General features: G+C 52.7%; 18 protein-coding genes, 2 pseudogenes and 1 riboswitch. Of the genes and pseudogenes, 16 read left to right on the forward strand and 4 right to left on the reverse strand.

All coding sequences use genetic code 11. The features are described from left to right. The first annotated feature begins 22 nt into the window (after window positions 1-22). The 7 genes from bioB to slrP all read left to right on the forward strand — a co-directional run bounded on the left by bioB (window position 23) and on the right by slrP (window position 9,064). The gene (bioB, locus tag NA389_RS18110; protein WP_000090727.1) at window positions 23-1,063 is read left to right on the forward strand and encodes a biotin synthase BioB; all 1,041 of its coding nucleotides are present in this window, start codon (window positions 23-25) and stop codon (window positions 1,061-1,063) included. After that, window positions 1,060-2,217, forward strand: coding sequence for an 8-amino-7-oxononanoate synthase (gene bioF / locus NA389_RS18115; protein WP_000118947.1), 1,158 nt, complete (start codon window positions 1,060-1,062; stop codon window positions 2,215-2,217). Before bioB ends, bioF begins: the two co-directional genes overlap by 4 nt. After that, window positions 2,201-2,956 carry a malonyl-ACP O-methyltransferase BioC gene (gene bioC, locus NA389_RS18120; protein WP_000079904.1) on the forward strand — a complete coding sequence of 252 codons (756 nt, stop codon included), beginning with the start codon at window positions 2,201-2,203 and terminating at the stop codon, window positions 2,954-2,956. The genes bioF and bioC overlap by 17 nt, the downstream gene beginning before the upstream one ends. Beyond that, window positions 2,949-3,635 carry a dethiobiotin synthase gene (bioD, locus tag NA389_RS18125; RefSeq protein ID WP_000167212.1) on the forward strand — a complete coding sequence of 229 codons (687 nt, stop codon included), beginning with the start codon at window positions 2,949-2,951 and terminating at the stop codon, window positions 3,633-3,635. Before bioC ends, bioD begins: the two co-directional genes overlap by 8 nt. A 650-nt stretch (window positions 3,636-4,285) precedes the next feature. Beyond that, window positions 4,286-6,307, forward strand: a complete 2,022-nt coding sequence (uvrB, locus tag NA389_RS18130; protein WP_000042502.1) for an excinuclease ABC subunit UvrB — start codon at window positions 4,286-4,288, stop codon at window positions 6,305-6,307. 308 nt (window positions 6,308-6,615) lie between these two features. Continuing rightward, window positions 6,616-6,789 carry a hypothetical protein gene (locus tag NA389_RS18135; RefSeq protein ID WP_001563585.1) on the forward strand — a complete coding sequence of 58 codons (174 nt, stop codon included), beginning with the start codon at window positions 6,616-6,618 and terminating at the stop codon, window positions 6,787-6,789. Between the two features lie 7 nt (window positions 6,790-6,796). Beyond that, window positions 6,797-9,064, forward strand: a complete 2,268-nt coding sequence (gene slrP / locus NA389_RS18140) for an SPI-1 type III secretion system effector E3 ubiquitin transferase SlrP (RefSeq protein WP_071645853.1) — start codon at window positions 6,797-6,799, stop codon at window positions 9,062-9,064. A 91-nt stretch (window positions 9,065-9,155) separates the two neighbouring features. On the opposite strand, the gene yvcK is transcribed toward slrP, so the two are convergent. Further along, complete coding sequence (gene yvcK / locus NA389_RS18145; protein ID WP_001246040.1) at window positions 9,156-10,064, reverse strand: uridine diphosphate-N-acetylglucosamine-binding protein YvcK; 909 nt, start codon at window positions 10,062-10,064, stop codon at window positions 9,156-9,158. A gap of 264 nt (window positions 10,065-10,328) precedes the next feature. Then, window positions 10,329-10,473: riboswitch (molybdenum cofactor riboswitch) on the forward strand. Between yvcK and moaA the strand changes: the two genes are divergently transcribed. The 9 genes and pseudogenes from moaA to NA389_RS18190 form a co-directional block, all read left to right on the forward strand. Then, window positions 10,461-11,450 carry a GTP 3',8-cyclase MoaA gene (gene moaA / locus NA389_RS18150; RefSeq protein ID WP_000168180.1) on the forward strand — a complete coding sequence of 330 codons (990 nt, stop codon included), beginning with the start codon at window positions 10,461-10,463 and terminating at the stop codon, window positions 11,448-11,450. (Overlaps the previous riboswitch by 13 nt.) A 21-nt stretch (window positions 11,451-11,471) precedes the next feature. Continuing rightward, complete coding sequence (gene moaB / locus NA389_RS18155; RefSeq protein ID WP_000084597.1) at window positions 11,472-11,984, forward strand: molybdenum cofactor biosynthesis protein B; 513 nt, start codon at window positions 11,472-11,474, stop codon at window positions 11,982-11,984. Window positions 11,985-11,986: 2 nt separating this feature from the next. After that, window positions 11,987-12,472: a cyclic pyranopterin monophosphate synthase MoaC gene (moaC, locus tag NA389_RS18160; RefSeq protein ID WP_000080894.1), complete on the forward strand. Its 486-nt coding sequence runs from the start codon at window positions 11,987-11,989 to the stop codon at window positions 12,470-12,472. Further along, complete coding sequence (moaD, locus tag NA389_RS18165; protein WP_000598600.1) at window positions 12,465-12,710, forward strand: molybdopterin synthase sulfur carrier subunit; 246 nt, start codon at window positions 12,465-12,467, stop codon at window positions 12,708-12,710. The genes moaC and moaD overlap by 8 nt, the downstream gene beginning before the upstream one ends. Window position 12,711: 1 nt before the next feature. Beyond that, a complete protein-coding gene (moaE, locus tag NA389_RS18170) occupies window positions 12,712-13,164 on the forward strand; it encodes a molybdopterin synthase catalytic subunit MoaE (RefSeq protein ID WP_001209382.1) in 453 nt (150 codons plus the stop codon). Between the two features lie 47 nt (window positions 13,165-13,211). After that, the gene (locus NA389_RS18175; RefSeq protein WP_000373611.1) at window positions 13,212-13,916 is read left to right on the forward strand and encodes a Bax inhibitor-1/YccA family protein; all 705 of its coding nucleotides are present in this window, start codon (window positions 13,212-13,214) and stop codon (window positions 13,914-13,916) included. Window positions 13,917-14,061: 145 nt separating this feature from the next. After that, window positions 14,062-14,769, forward strand: coding sequence for a Bax inhibitor-1 family protein (locus NA389_RS18180; protein ID WP_000529069.1), 708 nt, complete (start codon window positions 14,062-14,064; stop codon window positions 14,767-14,769). 23 nt (window positions 14,770-14,792) lie between these two features. Continuing rightward, window positions 14,793-14,996 (forward strand): annotated as a pseudogene (locus tag NA389_RS18185) (hypothetical protein); the annotation flags it as partial. Then, a pseudogene (locus tag NA389_RS18190) lies at window positions 14,953-15,201 on the forward strand (hypothetical protein); the annotation flags it as partial. The pseudogenes NA389_RS18185 and NA389_RS18190, both read left to right, overlap by 44 nt. Before the next feature lie 2 nt (window positions 15,202-15,203). Here NA389_RS18190 and NA389_RS18195 read toward each other — a convergent pair. Genes NA389_RS18195 through NA389_RS18205 form a run of 3 tightly spaced genes read right to left on the reverse strand, consistent with a single transcriptional unit; the run spans window position 15,204 to window position 18,162 of the window. Further along, window positions 15,204-16,166, reverse strand: a complete 963-nt coding sequence (locus tag NA389_RS18195) for a lysylphosphatidylglycerol synthase transmembrane domain-containing protein (protein ID WP_001129817.1) — start codon at window positions 16,164-16,166, stop codon at window positions 15,204-15,206. After that, on the reverse strand, window positions 16,166-17,407 hold the full coding sequence (gene clsB, locus NA389_RS18200; protein ID WP_000649639.1) for a cardiolipin synthase ClsB: 1,242 nt from the start codon (window positions 17,405-17,407) through the stop codon (window positions 16,166-16,168). Before clsB ends, NA389_RS18195 begins: the two co-directional genes overlap by 1 nt. Then, window positions 17,404-18,162: an endonuclease/exonuclease/phosphatase family protein gene (locus tag NA389_RS18205; RefSeq protein WP_000192039.1), complete on the reverse strand. Its 759-nt coding sequence runs from the start codon at window positions 18,160-18,162 to the stop codon at window positions 17,404-17,406. Before NA389_RS18205 ends, clsB begins: the two co-directional genes overlap by 4 nt. Window positions 18,163-18,220: the final 58 nt, after the last annotated feature.

The raw sequence follows: 18,220 nt of genomic DNA on the forward strand, positions 1-18,220 counted from the left end.
CAACATATTTTGGAGAAGCCCGATGGCTCGCCACCCACGCTGGACACTGTCGCAAGTAACCGAATTATTTGAAAAACCACTGCTGGAATTGCTGTTTGAAGCGCAGCAAATTCATCGCCAGCATTTCGATCCGCAGCAGGTACAGGTTAGTACGCTGCTGTCGATCAAAACCGGCGCCTGCCCGGAGGATTGTAAATACTGCCCGCAGAGCTCGCGCTATAAAACCGGGCTGGAAGCCGAGCGTTTAATGGAAGTAGAGCAGGTACTGGACTCCGCCCGTAAAGCGAAAAACGCCGGTTCGACCCGCTTCTGTATGGGGGCGGCCTGGAAGAATCCGCATGAACGCGATATGCCTTATCTGGAGCAGATTGTACAGGGCGTCAAAGCGATGGGGCTGGAAACCTGTATGACGCTCGGTATGTTGAACGAGAGCCAGGCGCAGCGTCTGGCTAATGCCGGGCTGGATTACTACAACCACAACCTCGATACCTCGCCGGAGTTTTACGGCAATATCATCACTACCCGTACCTATCAGGAGCGCCTCGACACGCTGGAAAAAGTCCGTGAAGCAGGGATTAAAGTGTGCTCTGGCGGCATTGTGGGTCTGGGCGAAACGGTTACCGATCGCGCCGGTCTGTTGTTGCAGTTGGCGAACCTGCCGACGCCGCCGGAAAGCGTGCCAATCAACATGCTGGTGAAGGTGAAAGGCACACCGCTTGCGGATAACGATGACGTGGATGCGTTTGATTTTATTCGTACTATCGCCGTAGCGCGCATCATGATGCCGACCTCATACGTGCGTCTTTCCGCAGGACGTGAACAGATGAACGAGCAGACCCAGGCGATGTGCTTTATGGCCGGGGCGAACTCGATTTTCTATGGCTGCAAATTGTTAACTACGCCAAATCCGGCAGAGGACAAGGATCTGCAGTTATTCCGTAAGCTGGGGCTGAATCCGCAGCAGACCAGGGTGCTGGCGGGCGATAACGAGCAGCAGCAACGTCTGGAGCAGACGCTGATGACGCCTGACACCGATGATTATTACAACGCGGCAGCCTTATGAGTTGGCAACAACGCGTCGACGATGCGCTGACGGCGCGTCGGGCGACGGATACGTTGCGCCGCCGCTATGTGGTGTCGCAGGGCGCCGGACGCTGGCTGGTAGCGAACGGGCGACAGTATCTTAACTTCTCCAGCAATGATTACCTCGGCTTAAGTCAACACCCGCAGATTATTCGCGCCTGGCAACAGGCAGCGACGCGTTTTGGCGTCGGCAGCGGCGGGTCGGGTCATATCAGCGGTTATTCCGTGGCGCACCGGGCGTTAGAGGAGGAACTGGCGCAATGGTTAGGATATCCGCGCGCGCTACTGTTTATCTCTGGCTTTGCGGCGAATCAGGCGGTCATTACCGCCTTAATGAAAAAAAATGACCGGATTGTGGCCGACAGGTTGAGTCATGCTTCCCTGCTGGAGGCCGCTAATCTGAGTCCGGCGCAGCTTCGCCGCTTTATCCATAACGATACGCAGCATCTGTCGCGTTTACTGCAATCGCCCTGCGTGGGTCAGCAACTGGTGGTGACAGAAGGTGTATACAGCATGGACGGCGACAGCGCGCCGCTGGCGGAAATCCAGCACATTGCCCGCAGGCATCATGCCTGGCTGTTGGTTGATGATGCGCACGGCATCGGCGTGACTGGCGATGAGGGGCGGGGCACCTGCTGGCAACGGGGGGGGAAGCCTGAGTTGCTGGTAGTGACTTTCGGTAAGGGGTTTGGCGTCAGCGGCGCAGCGGTGCTCTGCTCGGAAAGCGTCGCGGATTATCTGCTGCAATTCGCCCGCCATCTGGTTTACAGCACCAGTATGCCGCCCGCCCAGGCGCAGGCGTTAAGCGCCTCGCTGGCGGTGATCCGTAGCGATGAAGGTGGTGAACGGCGCGAAAAACTCGCCGCTCTGGTTCAGCGCTTTCGGGCCGGCGTTAACGCGTCCCGATTTACGCTACTGAATGCCCATAGCGCCATCCAGCCGTTAATCGTGGGCGATAACAGCCGTGCATTGCGCCTGGCGGAGGCGCTGCGTCAACAAGGATGCTGGGCGACGGCGATTCGTCCGCCGACGGTGCCTGTCGGTACGGCGCGCCTGCGCTTAACGTTAACGCAGGCGCATGAAGCGTGCGATATAGACCGTCTGCTGGAGGTGCTGCATGGCGCAGGTGAATAAGCAGGCTATTGCGGCGGCGTTTGGCCGGGCCGCATCGCAATATGAACAACACGCCTCTTTGCAGCAACACAGCGCGGATGCGCTGCTGACGCTGTTGGCAGGCCGCCAGTTTGCCAGTGTGTTGGACGCAGGCTGCGGCCCTGGACGTATGAGTCGTTACTGGCGAGAGCGGGGGAGCGAAGTGACCGCCCTGGATCTTTCGCTGGCGATGCTGCAACAGGCGCGCGATCGTCAGGCGGCGCATCACTATTTGCTGGCGGATATCGAAGCGATTCCCCATGACGCCGAAGTTTTTGACCTGGCCTGGAGCAACCTGGCGGTCCAGTGGTGCGGCGATTTACGTGATGCGTTGAGCGAGTTGTACCGGGTCGTACGGCCCGGCGGCGTGGTGGCGTTTACCACCTTGTGCCAGGGGTCGTTGCCGGAGCTGCGTCAGGCATGGCAGGCCGTCGATAATCGCGCTCACGCGAATAGCTTTTTGCCGGAAGAGGCAATTGACCACGCGCTGCGCGGCTGGCGGGCGTCTCGTCATACTCAGGCGATGACATTGTGGTTTGAGGATGCCCTGAGTGCGATGCGCTCGCTTAAAGGCATTGGCGCCACCCATCTTCATGAAGGGCGGGAGTCGGATGTATTAACCCGCGCCCGGCTTAGACAGATTCAACTGGCATGGCCGCAGCGGCAGGGGAAATATCCGCTGACGTACCATCTTTTTATGGGAGTGATTGAACGTGACTAAACGCTATTTTGTGACCGGTACTGATACTGAAGTCGGTAAAACGGTTGCCAGTTGCGCCTTATTGCAGGCCGCAACGCAGTTAGGTTATCAAACCGTAGGCTATAAGCCCGTCGCTTCCGGCAGCGAAATGACAACCGACGGGCTACGCAATGGCGATGCCCTGGCCTTGCAGCGTAACAGCAGCCTGCCGCAACCTTATTCCGCTATCAATCCTTATACTTTTGCCGAGCCTACCTCTCCCCACATCGTTAGCGCCGACGAAGGCCGGGCGATAGACGCGGCGGTATTATCACGCGGATTGCGAACGCTGGAGGCGCAGGCAGACTGGGTGTTGACAGAAGGGGCGGGCGGCTGGTTTACACCGCTCTCTGCCACGCTGACGTTTGCCGACTGGGTACAGACGGAGCAGCTGCCGGTGATTCTGGTTGTTGGCGTCAAGCTGGGCTGTATTAATCACGCCATGCTGACGGCGCTGGCGGTAGAACAGGCCGGATTACCGCTTGTCGGATGGATAGCCAACGACATACAGCCGCCGGGCGCGCGTCATGGTGAATATCTCGCGACGCTTCGCCGCGTCATCCCGGCCCCGCTGTTAGGGGAAATCCCGTGGCTGGGCGTTTCTCCATCGCAGGCGGCGACAGGACAGTATCTGGACCTTAGCCCCCTGGAACGCGCCTGACCGCGCTTAAAAACCGCCTTCTTGCAGGATCAGACGATCCTGCTGTTCTTTCGCCAGACCCTCCTGACGTCGCCAGGATAAAAATGTGCAAAATGTGAGCGTCTACGCCTCAATTTTTCCCTTCTCGTTAGCCAATAATCTGCCAAAAATAGCGATAATTTTTTTTTATCGCCCGGCGAAAACGTCAGGGGCTGATTTTGCCAGGCGGCAGGGGATACGGGCTGGAAGCAGTTATCCACTATTCCTGTGGATAACCTTGTGTATTAGAGTTAGAAAACACAACGTAAGCGAGAGGCGACGCGGCCTGCGACTAAATTGGCGCGAAAGACGGCTTGAGAAAATATCCCTTTCTAGACAGCAAGTTATATAAAATCAATGGTTGTAAAGGAAGGGGGATACGTTGACATAAAACTTTCATCATCCGACTTGACAAATGTTAAAAAAGACTCTGGTCTGGGGATAACCAGCACACTGCTGGAATTTTACCCCGCGACTGTCTATGTTTTACCTCTAAATAGCGTGGGGTATCTGCCGATAGCCATTATACACTGGAGTGTTACTGTTTTTTCATCCAGTATTTTTTATTGGCAATATTCACCGTCAAGAGTAAAATTACACCCCTGCCCGCTCACTCCTTCAGGTAGCCGCTCATGAGTAAACCGTTCAAACTGAATTCCGCTTTTAAACCTTCTGGCGATCAGCCGGACGCTATACGTCGTCTGGAAGAAGGGCTGGAGGACGGGCTGGCGCATCAGACGTTATTGGGCGTGACCGGTTCCGGGAAGACATTCACCATTGCCAACGTCATTGCGGACTTGCAGCGGCCAACGATGGTGCTTGCGCCCAATAAAACCCTGGCGGCGCAGCTCTACGGCGAAATGAAAGAGTTTTTCCCGGAAAACGCGGTGGAGTATTTCGTCTCCTACTATGACTACTATCAGCCGGAAGCGTATGTGCCAAGTTCGGATACGTTTATCGAAAAAGACGCTTCGGTAAACGAACATATTGAGCAAATGCGGTTGTCGGCAACGAAAGCGTTGCTTGAGCGACGCGATGTCGTGGTGGTGGCTTCCGTGTCCGCGATTTACGGTCTGGGCGATCCGGATCTCTACCTGAAAATGATGCTGCATCTGACGGTGGGAATGCTGATTGACCAGCGCGCGATTTTGCGTCGGCTGGCGGAATTGCAATACACCCGTAACGATCAAGCTTTTCAGCGTGGTACCTTTCGCGTGCGCGGCGAAGTGATCGACATCTTCCCGGCTGAATCTGACGATATCGCGTTACGCGTTGAGCTGTTTGATGAAGAAGTGGAACGCCTGTCGCTGTTCGACCCGTTAACCGGGCAGGTAGAGTCAACGGTGCCACGTTATACCATCTATCCCAAAACGCACTACGTGACGCCGCGCGAGCGTATTCTGCAGGCGATGGAAGAGATAAAAGATGAGCTGGCGGACAGGCGTAAAGTCTTGCTGGCAAATAATAAGCTGCTTGAAGAGCAGCGATTAAGCCAGCGCACGCAGTTCGATTTAGAGATGATGAACGAGCTGGGCTACTGCTCAGGCATTGAAAACTATTCCCGCTTTCTGTCGGGCCGCGGGCCGGGCGAACCGCCGCCAACCTTGTTCGATTATCTGCCCGCCGACGGACTGCTGGTGGTGGATGAGTCTCATGTCACCATCCCGCAGATAGGCGGCATGTATCGCGGCGACCGGGCGCGCAAAGAGACGCTGGTCGAGTATGGCTTCCGTCTGCCTTCGGCGCTGGATAACCGTCCGCTGAAGTTTGAGGAGTTTGAAGCCTTAGCGCCGCAAACTATCTATGTTTCCGCCACGCCCGGCAACTATGAGCTGGAAAAATCTGGTGATGAGGTGGTGGATCAGGTCGTGCGACCGACCGGGCTGCTGGACCCGATTATTGAAGTGCGTCCGGTGGCGACCCAGGTGGACGATCTGCTGTCCGAAATTCGTCAGCGTGCGGCCATTAATGAGCGTGTCCTTGTCACTACGCTTACCAAACGGATGGCGGAAGATTTGACCGAATATCTGGAAGAACACGGCGAGCGCGTGCGTTACCTGCACTCAGATATTGATACCGTGGAGCGCATGGAAATCATCCGCGATTTGCGTCTGGGCGAGTTTGACGTTCTGGTGGGGATTAACCTGCTGCGCGAAGGGCTGGATATGCCGGAAGTCTCGCTGGTGGCGATTCTGGACGCCGATAAAGAGGGCTTCCTGCGCTCCGAGCGCTCCCTGATTCAGACCATAGGACGCGCGGCGCGTAACGTTAATGGTAAAGCGATTCTGTATGGCGATAAAATCACGCCGTCGATGGCGAAGGCGATTGGCGAAACCGAGCGACGTCGCGAGAAGCAGCAGAAGTACAACGAAGAGCACGGTATCACTCCGCAGGGGCTGAATAAAAAAGTGGTCGACATCCTGGCGCTGGGGCAGAACATTGCGAAAACCAAAGCGAAGGGGAAAGGCAAGGGCCGTTCTACGGCAAAAGCCGGAATTGTCGAACTGGATATGACGCCGAAAGCGTTGCAGCAGAAAATTCATGAACTGGAAGGGCAAATGATGCAGCACGCGCAAAATCTGGAGTTTGAAGAAGCCGCGCAAATTCGCGACCAGTTGCACCAGTTACGCGAGTTGTTTATCGCGGCGTCCTGACAATGTGTCGATCGGCAGCGAGTCATCGTTACCATGGCTCGCTTTTGAGAATTTCAGTGCAATAGTAAGGGCTAAGTCAGTCAGGAATGAAAAACAGTGACAGGCTTTGACTAACGAGATTGTCGAAAAACTCAAAACATCAATGGGGTAGCTAGTTTAATCACAACTGAAGAAAATTAGCGTTGAGGCTGAACCCAACGCTAATTTTCCCTCTCTCCTCGGCTATGAAAAAAAACGCCCCGTATTATCGGTATAGCTATCCTTATGATCGTCATTTTAATCTTATGTGAGTTCGTTGAAAGCGTGTCATGGCAACAGATTACATCATTCTACTTAAAAAAGAGGTGATGGAAGCGCGAGCATTTATAAGTCAAGCGCTGCAAATACTGAATGATTTGTCCGAAATAATGATGACTATGACCTCTTGTTTAAAGTTGAGAATATCCTTATCTGTTACTTTAGGTTACGTTCAGATCAGGTAGGGAAAATATGTTTAATATTACTAATATACAATCTACGGCAAGGCATCAAAGTATTAGCAATGAGGCATCAACAGAGGTGCCTTTAAAAGAAGAGATATGGAATAAAATAAGTGCCTTTTTCTCTTCAGAACATCAGGTTGAAGCACAAAGCTGCATCGCTTATCTTTGTCATCCACCTGAAACCGCCTCGCCAGAAGAGATCAAAGGCAAGTTTGAATGTTTGAGGGAGTTAGCCTTCCCGGCGTATGCGGATAATATTCAGAGTAATAGAGGGGGGACAGACCAATACTGTATTTTGAATGAAAATAGTCAGGAAATTCTGTCTATAATTTTTAATACAGAGGGCTATACCGTTGAGGGAGGGGGAAAGTCAGTCACCTATACCCGTGTAACAGAAAGCGAGCAGGCGAGTAGCGCTTCCGGCTCCAAAGTTGCTGTGAATTATGAGTTAATCTGGTCTGAGTGGGTAAAAGAGGCACCAGCGGAAGAGGCAGCAAATCGTGAAGAAGCCGTACAACGGATGCGTGACTGCCTGAAAAATAATAAGACGGAACTCCGTCTGAAAATATTAGGACTTACCACTATACCCGCCTGTATTCCTGAGCAGATAACTACTCTGACACTCGATAACAATGAACTGAAAAGTTTGCCGGAAAATTTACAGGGAAATATAAAGACCCTGTATGCCAGCAGTAATCGGCTAACCAGTATCCCTGCCACGTTACCGGATACCATACAGAAAATGGAGCTGAGCATTAACCGTATTACTGAATTACCGGAACGTTTGCCTTCAGCGCTTCAATCGCTGGATCTTTTCCATAATAAAATTAGTTCCTTACCTGAAAATCTACCTGAGGAACTTCGGTACCTGAGCGTTTATGACAATAGCATAAGGACACTGCCAGAACATCTTCCGTCAGGGATTACCCATTTGAATGTGCAGAGTAATTCGTTAACCGCTCTGCCTGAAACATTGCCACCGGGCCTGAAGAATCTGGAGGCCGGCGAAAATGTCTTAACCAGTCTGCCCGCATCGTTACCACCAGAATTACAGTTCCTGGATGTAAGTAAAAATCAGATTACTGTTCTGCCTGAAACACTACCTCCCACGATAACAACGCTGGATGTTTCCCGTAATGCTTTGATTAATCTACCGGAAAACCTCCCGGCGGCATTACAAATAATGCAGGCCTCTCGCAATCGCCTGGTCCGTCTCCCGGAGTCGTTACCCCATTTTCGTGGTGAGGGACCTCAACCTACGAGAATAATCGTAGAATATAATCCTTTTTCAGAACGAACAATACAGAATATGCAGCGGCTAATGTCCTCTGTAGATTATCAGGGACCCCGGGTATTGTTTGCCATGGGCGACTTTTCAATTGTTCGGGTAACTCGACCACTGCATCAAGCTGTCCAGGGTTGGCTAACCTGTCTCGAGGAGGAAGACGTCAACCAATGGCGGGCGTTTGAGACGGAAGTAAACGCGGCAGCCTTCAGCATGTTTCTGGATCGTCTTGGCGATACGCAGAACACCCGACATTCGGATTTTAAGGAGCAAGTCTCCGCCTGGCTAATGCGCCTGGCTGATGATAGCACACTAAGAGAAACCGCATTTATTATAGCGATGGATGCAACGATAAGCTGTGAAGATCGGGTCACACTGGCATACCACCAAATGCAGGAAGCGACGTTGGTTCATGATGCTGAAAGAGGCGTCTTTGATAGCCACTTAGCGGAACTGATTATGGCGGGGCGTGAAATCTTTCGGCTGGAGCAAATAGAATCGCTCGCCAGAGAAAAGGTAAAACGGCTGTTTTTTATTGACGAAATCGAAGTATTTCTGGGTTTTCAGAATCAGTTACGAGAGTCGCTGTCGCTGACAACAATGACCCAGGATATGCGATTTTATAACGTTTCGGGTATCACTGAGTCTGACCTTGACGAGGCGGAATTAAGGATAAAAATTGCTGAAAATAGGGATTTTCACAAATGGTTTGCGCTGTGGGGGCCGTGGCATAAAGTGCTGGAGCGTATAGCGCCAGAAGAGTGGCGTGAAATGATGGCTAAAAGGGCTGAGTATATTGAAACGGATGAGTATCAGAGCCGGGTCAATGCTGAACTGGAAGCGTTAGGAATAGCGGGTGATCCTGACGCAGAGCGCATGGCTGGGATGCGGATAATGGAAGAGATCAATCAGACCCACTTTACTGGGATCATGGAGAATATATTGCTGAAAAAAGAGGTGAGCTCGCTCATGAGCGCCTACTGGCGATAGCTGAACGCAGTTTATCAGAAGGGGGAGAGAGCCTGTTTACCCTTCGGTGTAAACAGGCATCTGATAAGCGCAGCGTCGTCGGTAAACGGGCTTAACCCAACGCCTGTAGCGCTTTTTCCAGCGCATTGTGTAGTAACTGACGATCGTGGCGATAGGGGATATCGCTGGCCTCCAGCACTTCCTGAATCACCACCCGATCGTTCACCGCACTGACGTCAACTTGCGGTCCAACCACCACTGCGTCAATGACTTTTTTGCCAATATATTGCTCCATCATCGCCAGCTTATCGACCAGCGTTAAACTGGCGGCGGGCAGACTCAGTTCGCGGCCCAGATTGCCGATATACACCATTGGCGCCGGGGTGCGCCGCAGCGCCTGCGCCAGTTCATCCAGCAGCAGGCCAGGCATCAGGCTGGTATAAAAACTGCCAGGGCCAATCAGAATCAGATCCGCGTCATTAATGGCCTGTACCGCTTCCCGCGTCGCCGGCACGTTCGGCGTTAACATGATCTCTTGCGGCGGCGTCGCTAACTGATCGATATTCACCTCGCCGTAAATCTCATGCCCCTGTTCGTCAATCGCCATCAGATCTACCGGTAGCTCCGACATCGGGATCAGCTGCGCGTCCACTTTAAGCAGATTACGAATTAAATTAATCGCTTCCAGAGGCCGCACGCTCAGGTGATCTAACGCCTTTAACATCAAATTTCCGAGGTTATGACCAGAAAGTTCGCCATTACCGCCAAAACGATACTCAAACATAGCGGATGCGACGCTGGGTTCGGTAATTAACTGATTCAGACAGTTGCGCATATCGCCCCAGGCGATCCCGCCTTCCGAGCGGCGAATACGGCCAGTTGACCCCCCGTTATCTGTGGTAGTCACAATGCCGGTCAGGCGCGAACCTAAAGAAGAAAGCGAGGAGAGGACGCGTCCTAATCCATGCCCTCCGCCGAGGGCAACGACACGATCAAGGTCAGCCAGCGTACGATTGCGCATAAAAATTCCTGAAGTCAAATAAGCAGCGCTACAGTAGCGCAAGTCGCGGGTTTTCAGCAATTAGCCGACCGGCTAAAAGACAATTAATTATTCCCGACTACCCCTTTATAGCGAGGGCGTTACCACGGCTAAATGATATATATCAATGTAAAAGTGTGATTTTCACGTATTCTGTCGCTAAATAGCACGATCATATCGCTATGTATATGTTTATATAGCGAAAGCGTGATGGCGAAATTGTCATTTACACGCTAGTATCGGCGTAACCACAGTAAACACTCTAGCCTCTGCACCTGGGTCATTTTTGATATGGTGCTTTGGCCGTGACAACGTTTAACGTTTGCCACCAGGGCGCAGGAAGAAATGACTCCGCCTCCCGTATTTGGAAAGGTGTACATGGCTTCACAACTTACCGATGCTTTCGCGCGTAAGTTTTACTACTTGCGTTTGTCGATTACCGATGTGTGCAACTTTCGTTGCACCTACTGTCTGCCGGATGGCTACAAACCTGGCGGCGTTACTAACAACGGTTTCCTTACCGTCGATGAAATTCGTCGCGTTACGCGCGCTTTTGCCAGTCTTGGCACGGAGAAGGTGCGTCTTACCGGCGGCGAGCCTTCATTACGCCGCGATTTTACCGACATCATTGCCGCCGTAGGTGAAAATGATGCTATTCGCCAGATCGCGGTGACCACTAACGGTTATCGACTGGCGCGCGATGCCGCGAACTGGCGCGAAGCGGGGCTGACGGGCGTCAATGTTAGCGTGGATAGTCTGGATGCGCGTCAGTTCCATGCGATTACCGGTCAGGACAAATTCCGCCAGGTGATGGCGGGCATCGATGCCGCCTTTGACGCCGGTTTCGAAAAGGTGAAAGTCAACACCGTGCTGATGCGCGACGTGAATCACCATCAGTTGGATACCTTCCTTGCCTGGATTCAGCCTCGCCCCATTCAGCTACGCTTCATTGAACTTATGGAGACGGGCGAGGGGAGCGATCTCTTCCGCAAACATCATATTTCGGGTCAGGTATTACGCGACGAGCTGATTAAGCGCGGCTGGATCCACCAGCTCCGCCAGCGTAGCGATGGCCCGGCGCAGGTTTTTTGTCATCCCGATTACGCCGGTGAGATCGGTCTCATTATGCCGTACGAAAAAGATTTCTGCGCCACCTGTAACCGCCTGCGTGTTTCGTCCGTCGGTAAGCTGCATTTATGTCTGTTTGGCGACGGCGGCGTGAGTTTACGCGACCTGTTACAGGATGATGCGCAGCAATACGCGCTTGAGGAACGTATTTCCGACGCGTTGCGGGAGAAAAAGCAGACCCATTTCCTTCACCAGAGCAATACTGGTATTACGCAAAATTTATCTTACATTGGCGGTTAATCCTTAATAAGGAGATTTCAGATGAGTCAGGTCAGCGCTGAATTTATCCCGACCCGCATCGCTATTCTTACTGTTTCCAGCCGACGCGGCGAAGAAGACGACACCTCCGGTCATTATCTGCGTGATTCGGCGCAGGAGGCCGAGCATGAAGTGGTGGCGAAAGCCATCGTTAAAGAAAACCGTTACGCGATTCGCGCCCAGGTTTCCGCCTGGATCGCCAGTGATGAGGTGCAGGTCGTATTGATAACTGGCGGGACCGGTTTGACCGAAGGCGATCAGGCGCCGGAAGCGCTGTTGCCGCTGTTCGATCGTGAAGTGGAAGGATTTGGCGAAGTGTTTCGCATGCTCTCGTTTGAAGAGATCGGCACCGCAACTCTGCAGTCGCGCGCGGTAGCTGGCGTGGCGAATAACACCTTGATTTTCGCCATGCCGGGCTCCACAAAAGCGTGCAGAACCGCATGGGAGAATATCATTGCGCCGCAGTTGGATGCCCGTACACGCCCATGTAATTTTCACCCTCATTTAAAGAAATAACGATGTCGCAATTAACCCATATAAACGCCGCAGGCGAAGCGCACATGGTGGACGTTTCCGCGAAAGCGGAAACCGTTCGTGAAGCGCGTGCGGAAGCATTCGTTACCATGCGTAGTGAAACGCTGGCGATGATTGTTGATGGCAAACACCACAAGGGCGATGTTTTCGCGACCGCCCGTATTGCCGGTATTCAGGCCGCCAAACGCACCTGGGAGCTGATCCCGCTGTGCCACCCGCTACTGCTAAGTAAAGTGGAGATTCAGCTTCAGGCCGAGCCGGAGCATAACCGCGTGCGTATTGAGTCTCTGTGCCGTCTGACCGGTAAAACCGGCGTCGAAATGGAAGCATTAACCGCGGCGTCCGTCGCGGCGTTAACCATCTACGACATGTGCAAAGCGGTACAAAAAGATATGGTAATTGGTCCGGTGCGCCTGCTGGCGAAAAGCGGCGGCAAATCGGGGGATTTTAAGGTGGATGCGCATGATTAAGGTGCTTTTCTTCGCCCAGGTTCGCGAGCTTACAGGAACTGACGCGCTGGAGCTTCCAGCAGATTTTTCCACCGTTGAGTCGCTGCGACAGCATCTGGCGACAAACAGCGATCGTTGGGCGCTGGCGCTGGAAGACGGCAAGCTGTTGGCGGCGGTCAACCAGACGCTGGTAAGTTTTGACCACCCGCTGACGGCGGGCGATGAAGTGGCGTTTTTCCCGCCAGTCACGGGGGGCTAACATGCGCGAAACGCGAATTGTAGTCGGCCCTGCGCCGTTTAGCGTCGGGGAAGAATATTCCTGGCTGGCGGCGTGCGACGAAGACGGCGCGGTCGTCACCTTTACCGGAAAAGTGCGCAATCATAACCTGGGCGATAGCGTTAAGGCGCTGACGCTGGAGCATTATCCCGGCATGACTGAGAAAGCTCTGGCGGAGATCGTCGCGAAGGCGCGTTCCCGCTGGCCGCTGGGGCGGGTCACGGTGATTCATCGCGTTGGCGAATTATGGCCGGGCGATGAGATTGTGTTTGTCGGCGTCACCAGCGCGCACCGCAGTAGCGCGTTCGACGCCGGCCAGTTCATTATGGATTATCTGAAAACCCGTGCGCCGTTCTGGAAGCGTGAAGCCACGCCGGAAGGCGATCGCTGGGTCGAAGCGCGCGACAGCGACCAGCAGTCGGCGAAACGTTGGTAGCAGAATGTGATACGCTTTAGGGTATCATTTCCACACAGGAGTTCATCATGGACAGATTTCCACGATCTGATTCAATAGTGCAGGCGCGGTCCGGCCTGCAGACCTATATGGCGCAAGTGTATGGCTGGATGACGGTCGGACTGTTACTGACCGCGTTTATCGCGTGGTATGCGGCTAATACGCCAGCCGTCATGATGTTTGTCTTTTCCAGTAAGATCACCTTCTTTGGCTTAATTATTGCCCAGCTTGCGCTGGTGTTTGTTCTGTCGGGACTGGTGCATAAACTTAGCGCCGGAATGGCGACCACGCTGTTTATGCTCTATTCGGCGCTAACCGGATTGACGTTATCCAGTATTTTTATCGTTTACACCTACTCCTCTATTGCCAGCACGTTTGTGGTGACGGGGGGAATGTTTGGCGCCATGAGCCTGTACGGGTACACCACTAAGCGCGATCTTAGCGGTTTCGGCAATATGCTGTTTATGGCGCTTATTGGTATCGTTCTGGCGTCGCTGGTCAATTTCTGGCTGAAGAGTGAAGCGCTGATGTGGGCGGTAACCTATATCGGGGTGGTGGTGTTTGTCGGTCTGACGGCCTATGACACGCAGAAACTGAAAAATATCGGCGAGCAAATAGATACCCGCGATAGCGCTAATCTGCGTAAATATTCGATTCTCGGCGCGTTAACGCTGTACCTGGACTTTATCAACCTGTTCCTGATGTTATTGCGTATTTTTGGCAATCGCCGCTAATTATATTGATCTCTTAAAATCCTGGCCCTGCGCCAGGATTTTTTTAGGACTATATTTAGGGCGAAACAGCATAGATATCTTAGAAATATTTTCCTGCGCTTGCCATTCTTATCACCGTGATCATGTGAAGAGTGATAAATGACAAGTGGGCCCTCTGGCTGCAATACGTATACGGCAAATAGCATTTATTCCCGCGACAATGTTATCCCTTACCTATTGGTATACTGCGTTGGGACTATGGTGTACCGCCGGCATTATATGGTTAACGTTGTATACTCATTTTTTGATAACCTACGTTCAACCTGTTGTTGTTTTGTGGATATCAACACTTTTGCTTGGCCTGGGGTATGGGGCCATTACCTGTCTTTCCCGCTTTGGCACTGTTGTCGCAATGTTGATATATATTGCCATCATTACGCTTACCGGCGTGTCATTAGCTTACCTTTTCTCAGGTGGCGCGACCATTTTCGTGATTGTTGGAATCATGTTTAGTCTTAATGCCTTATTTATTTTCTACCTGAATATCAGTTCTGGTCTATTCAGGCCGTTAATTTTTATGGCGGTAAGCGGGATCATCGCTGCGATAGTTGTCAATAGCCTGGTGGCCAGTAGCACTCTGGTCTGGATAGTCAGTGTACTGACGGTATTGGTGTGGACATTGATTACAGCACTAGAAAAATCGACACTTCATGGTTATGCCCGCATGTTATACCACAGCGAGTTTTCATCCCTGTCTCGTTGCGCTTTATTTGGCGCGCTGACGCTTTACCTTGGCATTATTAATGCTGTGGTTACGCTGTGTCGTTATATCATTTTGATGATTCTGGAAATACTATTATCTTTCAGGCCGTAGGCGTTGCAGGTTTTTTATTCAGGTTGGTGATGATGGGTATAATGAGTAAATTATGTGGCAAACAATTTTGGTTAGTGTTTTGTGAAGCTAAAGACGTCACTCGCGCCATTAAAAATGGCGGCGAGGATTTTAATAAGAAATGCCCACCAGCGCTGATTTCTCATTTCATTACCGGATTTTCATGGGAATATGAACGGGGTCATTATTTACCGGTATGCGCTATTGCTGGCCATTATTTCCGTTACATTGGCAACGTTCTGTACCCTGTCATCAGTATTCATGGGCGAGTTTCACGAAGTGCTCCTGCTGCTGTTTAGCTGGTCATTGCTGCTTTTTTCCCGCTTACAGATGAATACGTCTTTTTTCTCAGCATATGTTTATTTTTACCGGATAAAACGCGTTGTGCTGGAAAGCGAAAACGCGTCTGCTTAGATTTATTTCGCCATCGCCCGCTCGTTTTTCGCCCGCAGCTTCTTCGCCCGGCTTTCCAGGATCAGGTAGCACACCAGCGCCAGCAACAGGGGAATAAAATAGTAAAGCACGCGGTACGCGAGCAGGGCGGCGATAATCGTGCCTTGCGACGTATGTTCGCCCGCCAGCAACGCGAGGAATACGGCCTCCAGCACGCCGATGCCTGCCGGAATATGCACGATGACGCCCGCGATACTGCTCACCAGCAGTACGCCCAGCACAAAGAAATAGTTCACATCCTGACCCATCAGCAGCCAGATAATGGCGCCCATCGCCATCCAGTTCGCGCTGGAGATCGCCATCTGCGCCAGCGCGAATTTCCATGACGGCAGCACCAGCTTCTGCCCTTTAATCGTCATATGCCGCCGCTTCGCAAAGGCGCAAAACCACAGATAGACCGCGATAATCAACAATAAAACGATACCGAGAATACGTAGCGTGCCTTCATCGATATACCAGTGGTCGGGAAGCTGGACAATGCCGAAGGTAAAAATGATGCCGCCAAGCAGAATATAGCCCAGCCAGTTAGTGGTAATGCTGAGCGAGAAAATGCGCGTGATAGTACTGCCGGGCAACCCGAGGCGAGAGTATAGTCGGTAACGCATCCCGATCCCGCCGACCCAGGTGCTGAGCGTCAGGTTAAAGGCATAGCAGACGAACGATACCAACATCACCTGTCGCTTCGCCAGTTTATGGCCGCAATAAAGCCGTCCAAGCAGGTCGTAGCAGCCGTACAGAAGATAGCTAACGATCACCAGTCCTACAGCGCTTAAAAGCGCCGTGCGGTTATAGTCGCGGATGACGGTCCAGACATCACCCCAGTCGACCTTTTTAGCATAAACCACCAGCAGAACGACGACCGCAATAAAAAACAGCCAGGTCAGCACTTTTTTAGCCAGCCGCCAGCGCGGATGCGATTTAGCCATTAGGGCTTCACTCCTGTATTTTCTGGATCAACGCGATCCTGGGTTTCCATTTCTGGCTGGGCAGGCGGGGGAACCTGCGCCAGATGCGGGGTATGCGCAGGTAGCCAGCCGACCAGCGCCGGGAAATGACGTAAAAAGTGGAACGCCAGCACGCTTTTGGTCAGGTTCCACCAGGTGCGTTTCGGCAGCATAGACTCATCGACCTGCTTACAATCGTTCACGATGATGCCTTGTAAATTATCGCGCAGGGTCTGGTTAAAGGTACGATCGTGAATGATCAGGTTAGCTTCAAGGTTAAGCGACAGGCTGAGCGGATCGAGATTACTCGACCCTACCGTGGCCCAGTGATCGTCCATCAGCGCCACCTTGCCATGCAGCGGACGGCGTCGGTATTCATAAACCTGCACGCCGCCCTTCACCAGATAGTTATAGAGCAACCGCGCGCCGACTTTGACTATCGGCATGTCTGGTTCCCCCTGGACAATCAGTTTTACGCTCACGCCACGGCGGGCGGCTTTACGCATTGCGTGGAGCAAGCGATAGCCGGGGAAAAAATAGGCGTTAGCGATAATCACTTCACGCTTTGCCTGGGTCAGCATTTTCAGATAATGACGTTCGATATCGTCACGGTGCTCTTCGTTATCCCGCCAGACAAACAGCGCCTGCGCTTCGCCGGGGTGACGGTTTTCTTCAGCCTGGTGATGGCGCTTCCACCAGCGGCGCGCGGGGCTTTGCCCCGGCAGATTCTCGACTTCGAATTGCAGGATATCGGCCACAACAGGCCCTTCGACCCGTACCGCGTAGTCTTGTTTCGCCTGCGGGCCGTAATCCGACATATGTTCGGCGGAGTAGTTAATGCCGCCGACAAAAGCAATACGATCATCAATCACCACAATTTTGCGGTGCATTCGGCGGAAGATATTGGTTCGCAACCCCAGTAGACGCGGGCGGGGGTCGTAATAGCGAAAAATCACGCCCGCCGAGGTTAATTCGCCGACAAACGCGTCGCTGAGATCGGGAGAGCCGTAGCCGTCGAGTAATACTTCGGCTTTTACGCCGCGCTGTGCGGCTTTTAGCAGAGCGGCATGGAGTTTTTTACCCACCTCATCTTCAAACAAGATAAAGGTTTCCAGAATGATTTTTTGCTGTGCCTGAGCGATAGCCTCAAACACGGCAGGATAGAACTGGTCGCCGTTTTCCAGTAGCTGAATTTGATTACCTTCACGCCAGCCGCATTTCATAGATGGATCTCCGCGCTAAGGGGGGCATGGTCTGATAAATGTCGCCAGTTCCGCAGCGGTAGTGCCGTAGGAGAACTGGCGTTCGCATTCTTGACGTAAATACGATCGAGTCGCAGCAGCGGCATACTCACCGGGAATGTGCGCGCCGGTCGGCCATGGGCACGGGTGAATATCTCCTCCAACCCGGCCGCGTTTAACGGCGGGCCGGCCTTTTGCCGCCAGTCATTAAAGTCTCCGGCCACCAGCACCGGTTCTGATTCCGGCAAGGCATTCACCCATCCCGCCAGCATGGTTAGCTGTGCCTGGCGGTGACTCTCCCGCAGGCCGAGATGTACGCACATGACGTGGATAGGGCGGTTGAGCATGGGCGGCGTAATGCGGCAATAGAGCACGCCGCGTTTTTCGCTACCGCCGACCGAGACGTCGCGATTTTCATAATGTTCAATGGGATAGCGAGAAAGAACCGCGTTACCGTGGTGGCCTTCCGGATAGACCGCATTGCGGCCATAGGCGAAATCGCTCCACATGGTGTCGGCCAAAAATTCATAGTGGGTAGTGTCCGGCCAGTTTTCGATATGCAGCGGATGTACTTCATGCGCGCCCATCACTTCTTGCAGACAGACGATATCGGCGCCGACCGTTCTGACGGCGTCGCGCAGCTCCGGCAGGATGAAGCGTTTATTAAAGGCGGTAAAACCTTTGTGCGTATTAATTGTGAGCACTTTGAATGAAAAATTTCGCGTGTGTTGAGTCATTTTCTTCCTGTCCGCGTCACTATCCTGATTGAAATAGTGTAGTCGTCGTCACAAAAAG

Origin of the sequence: Salmonella sp. NW645 (assembly GCF_051703725.1) — a bacterium.
Lineage (GTDB): Bacteria > Pseudomonadota > Gammaproteobacteria > Enterobacterales > Enterobacteriaceae > Salmonella > Salmonella enterica.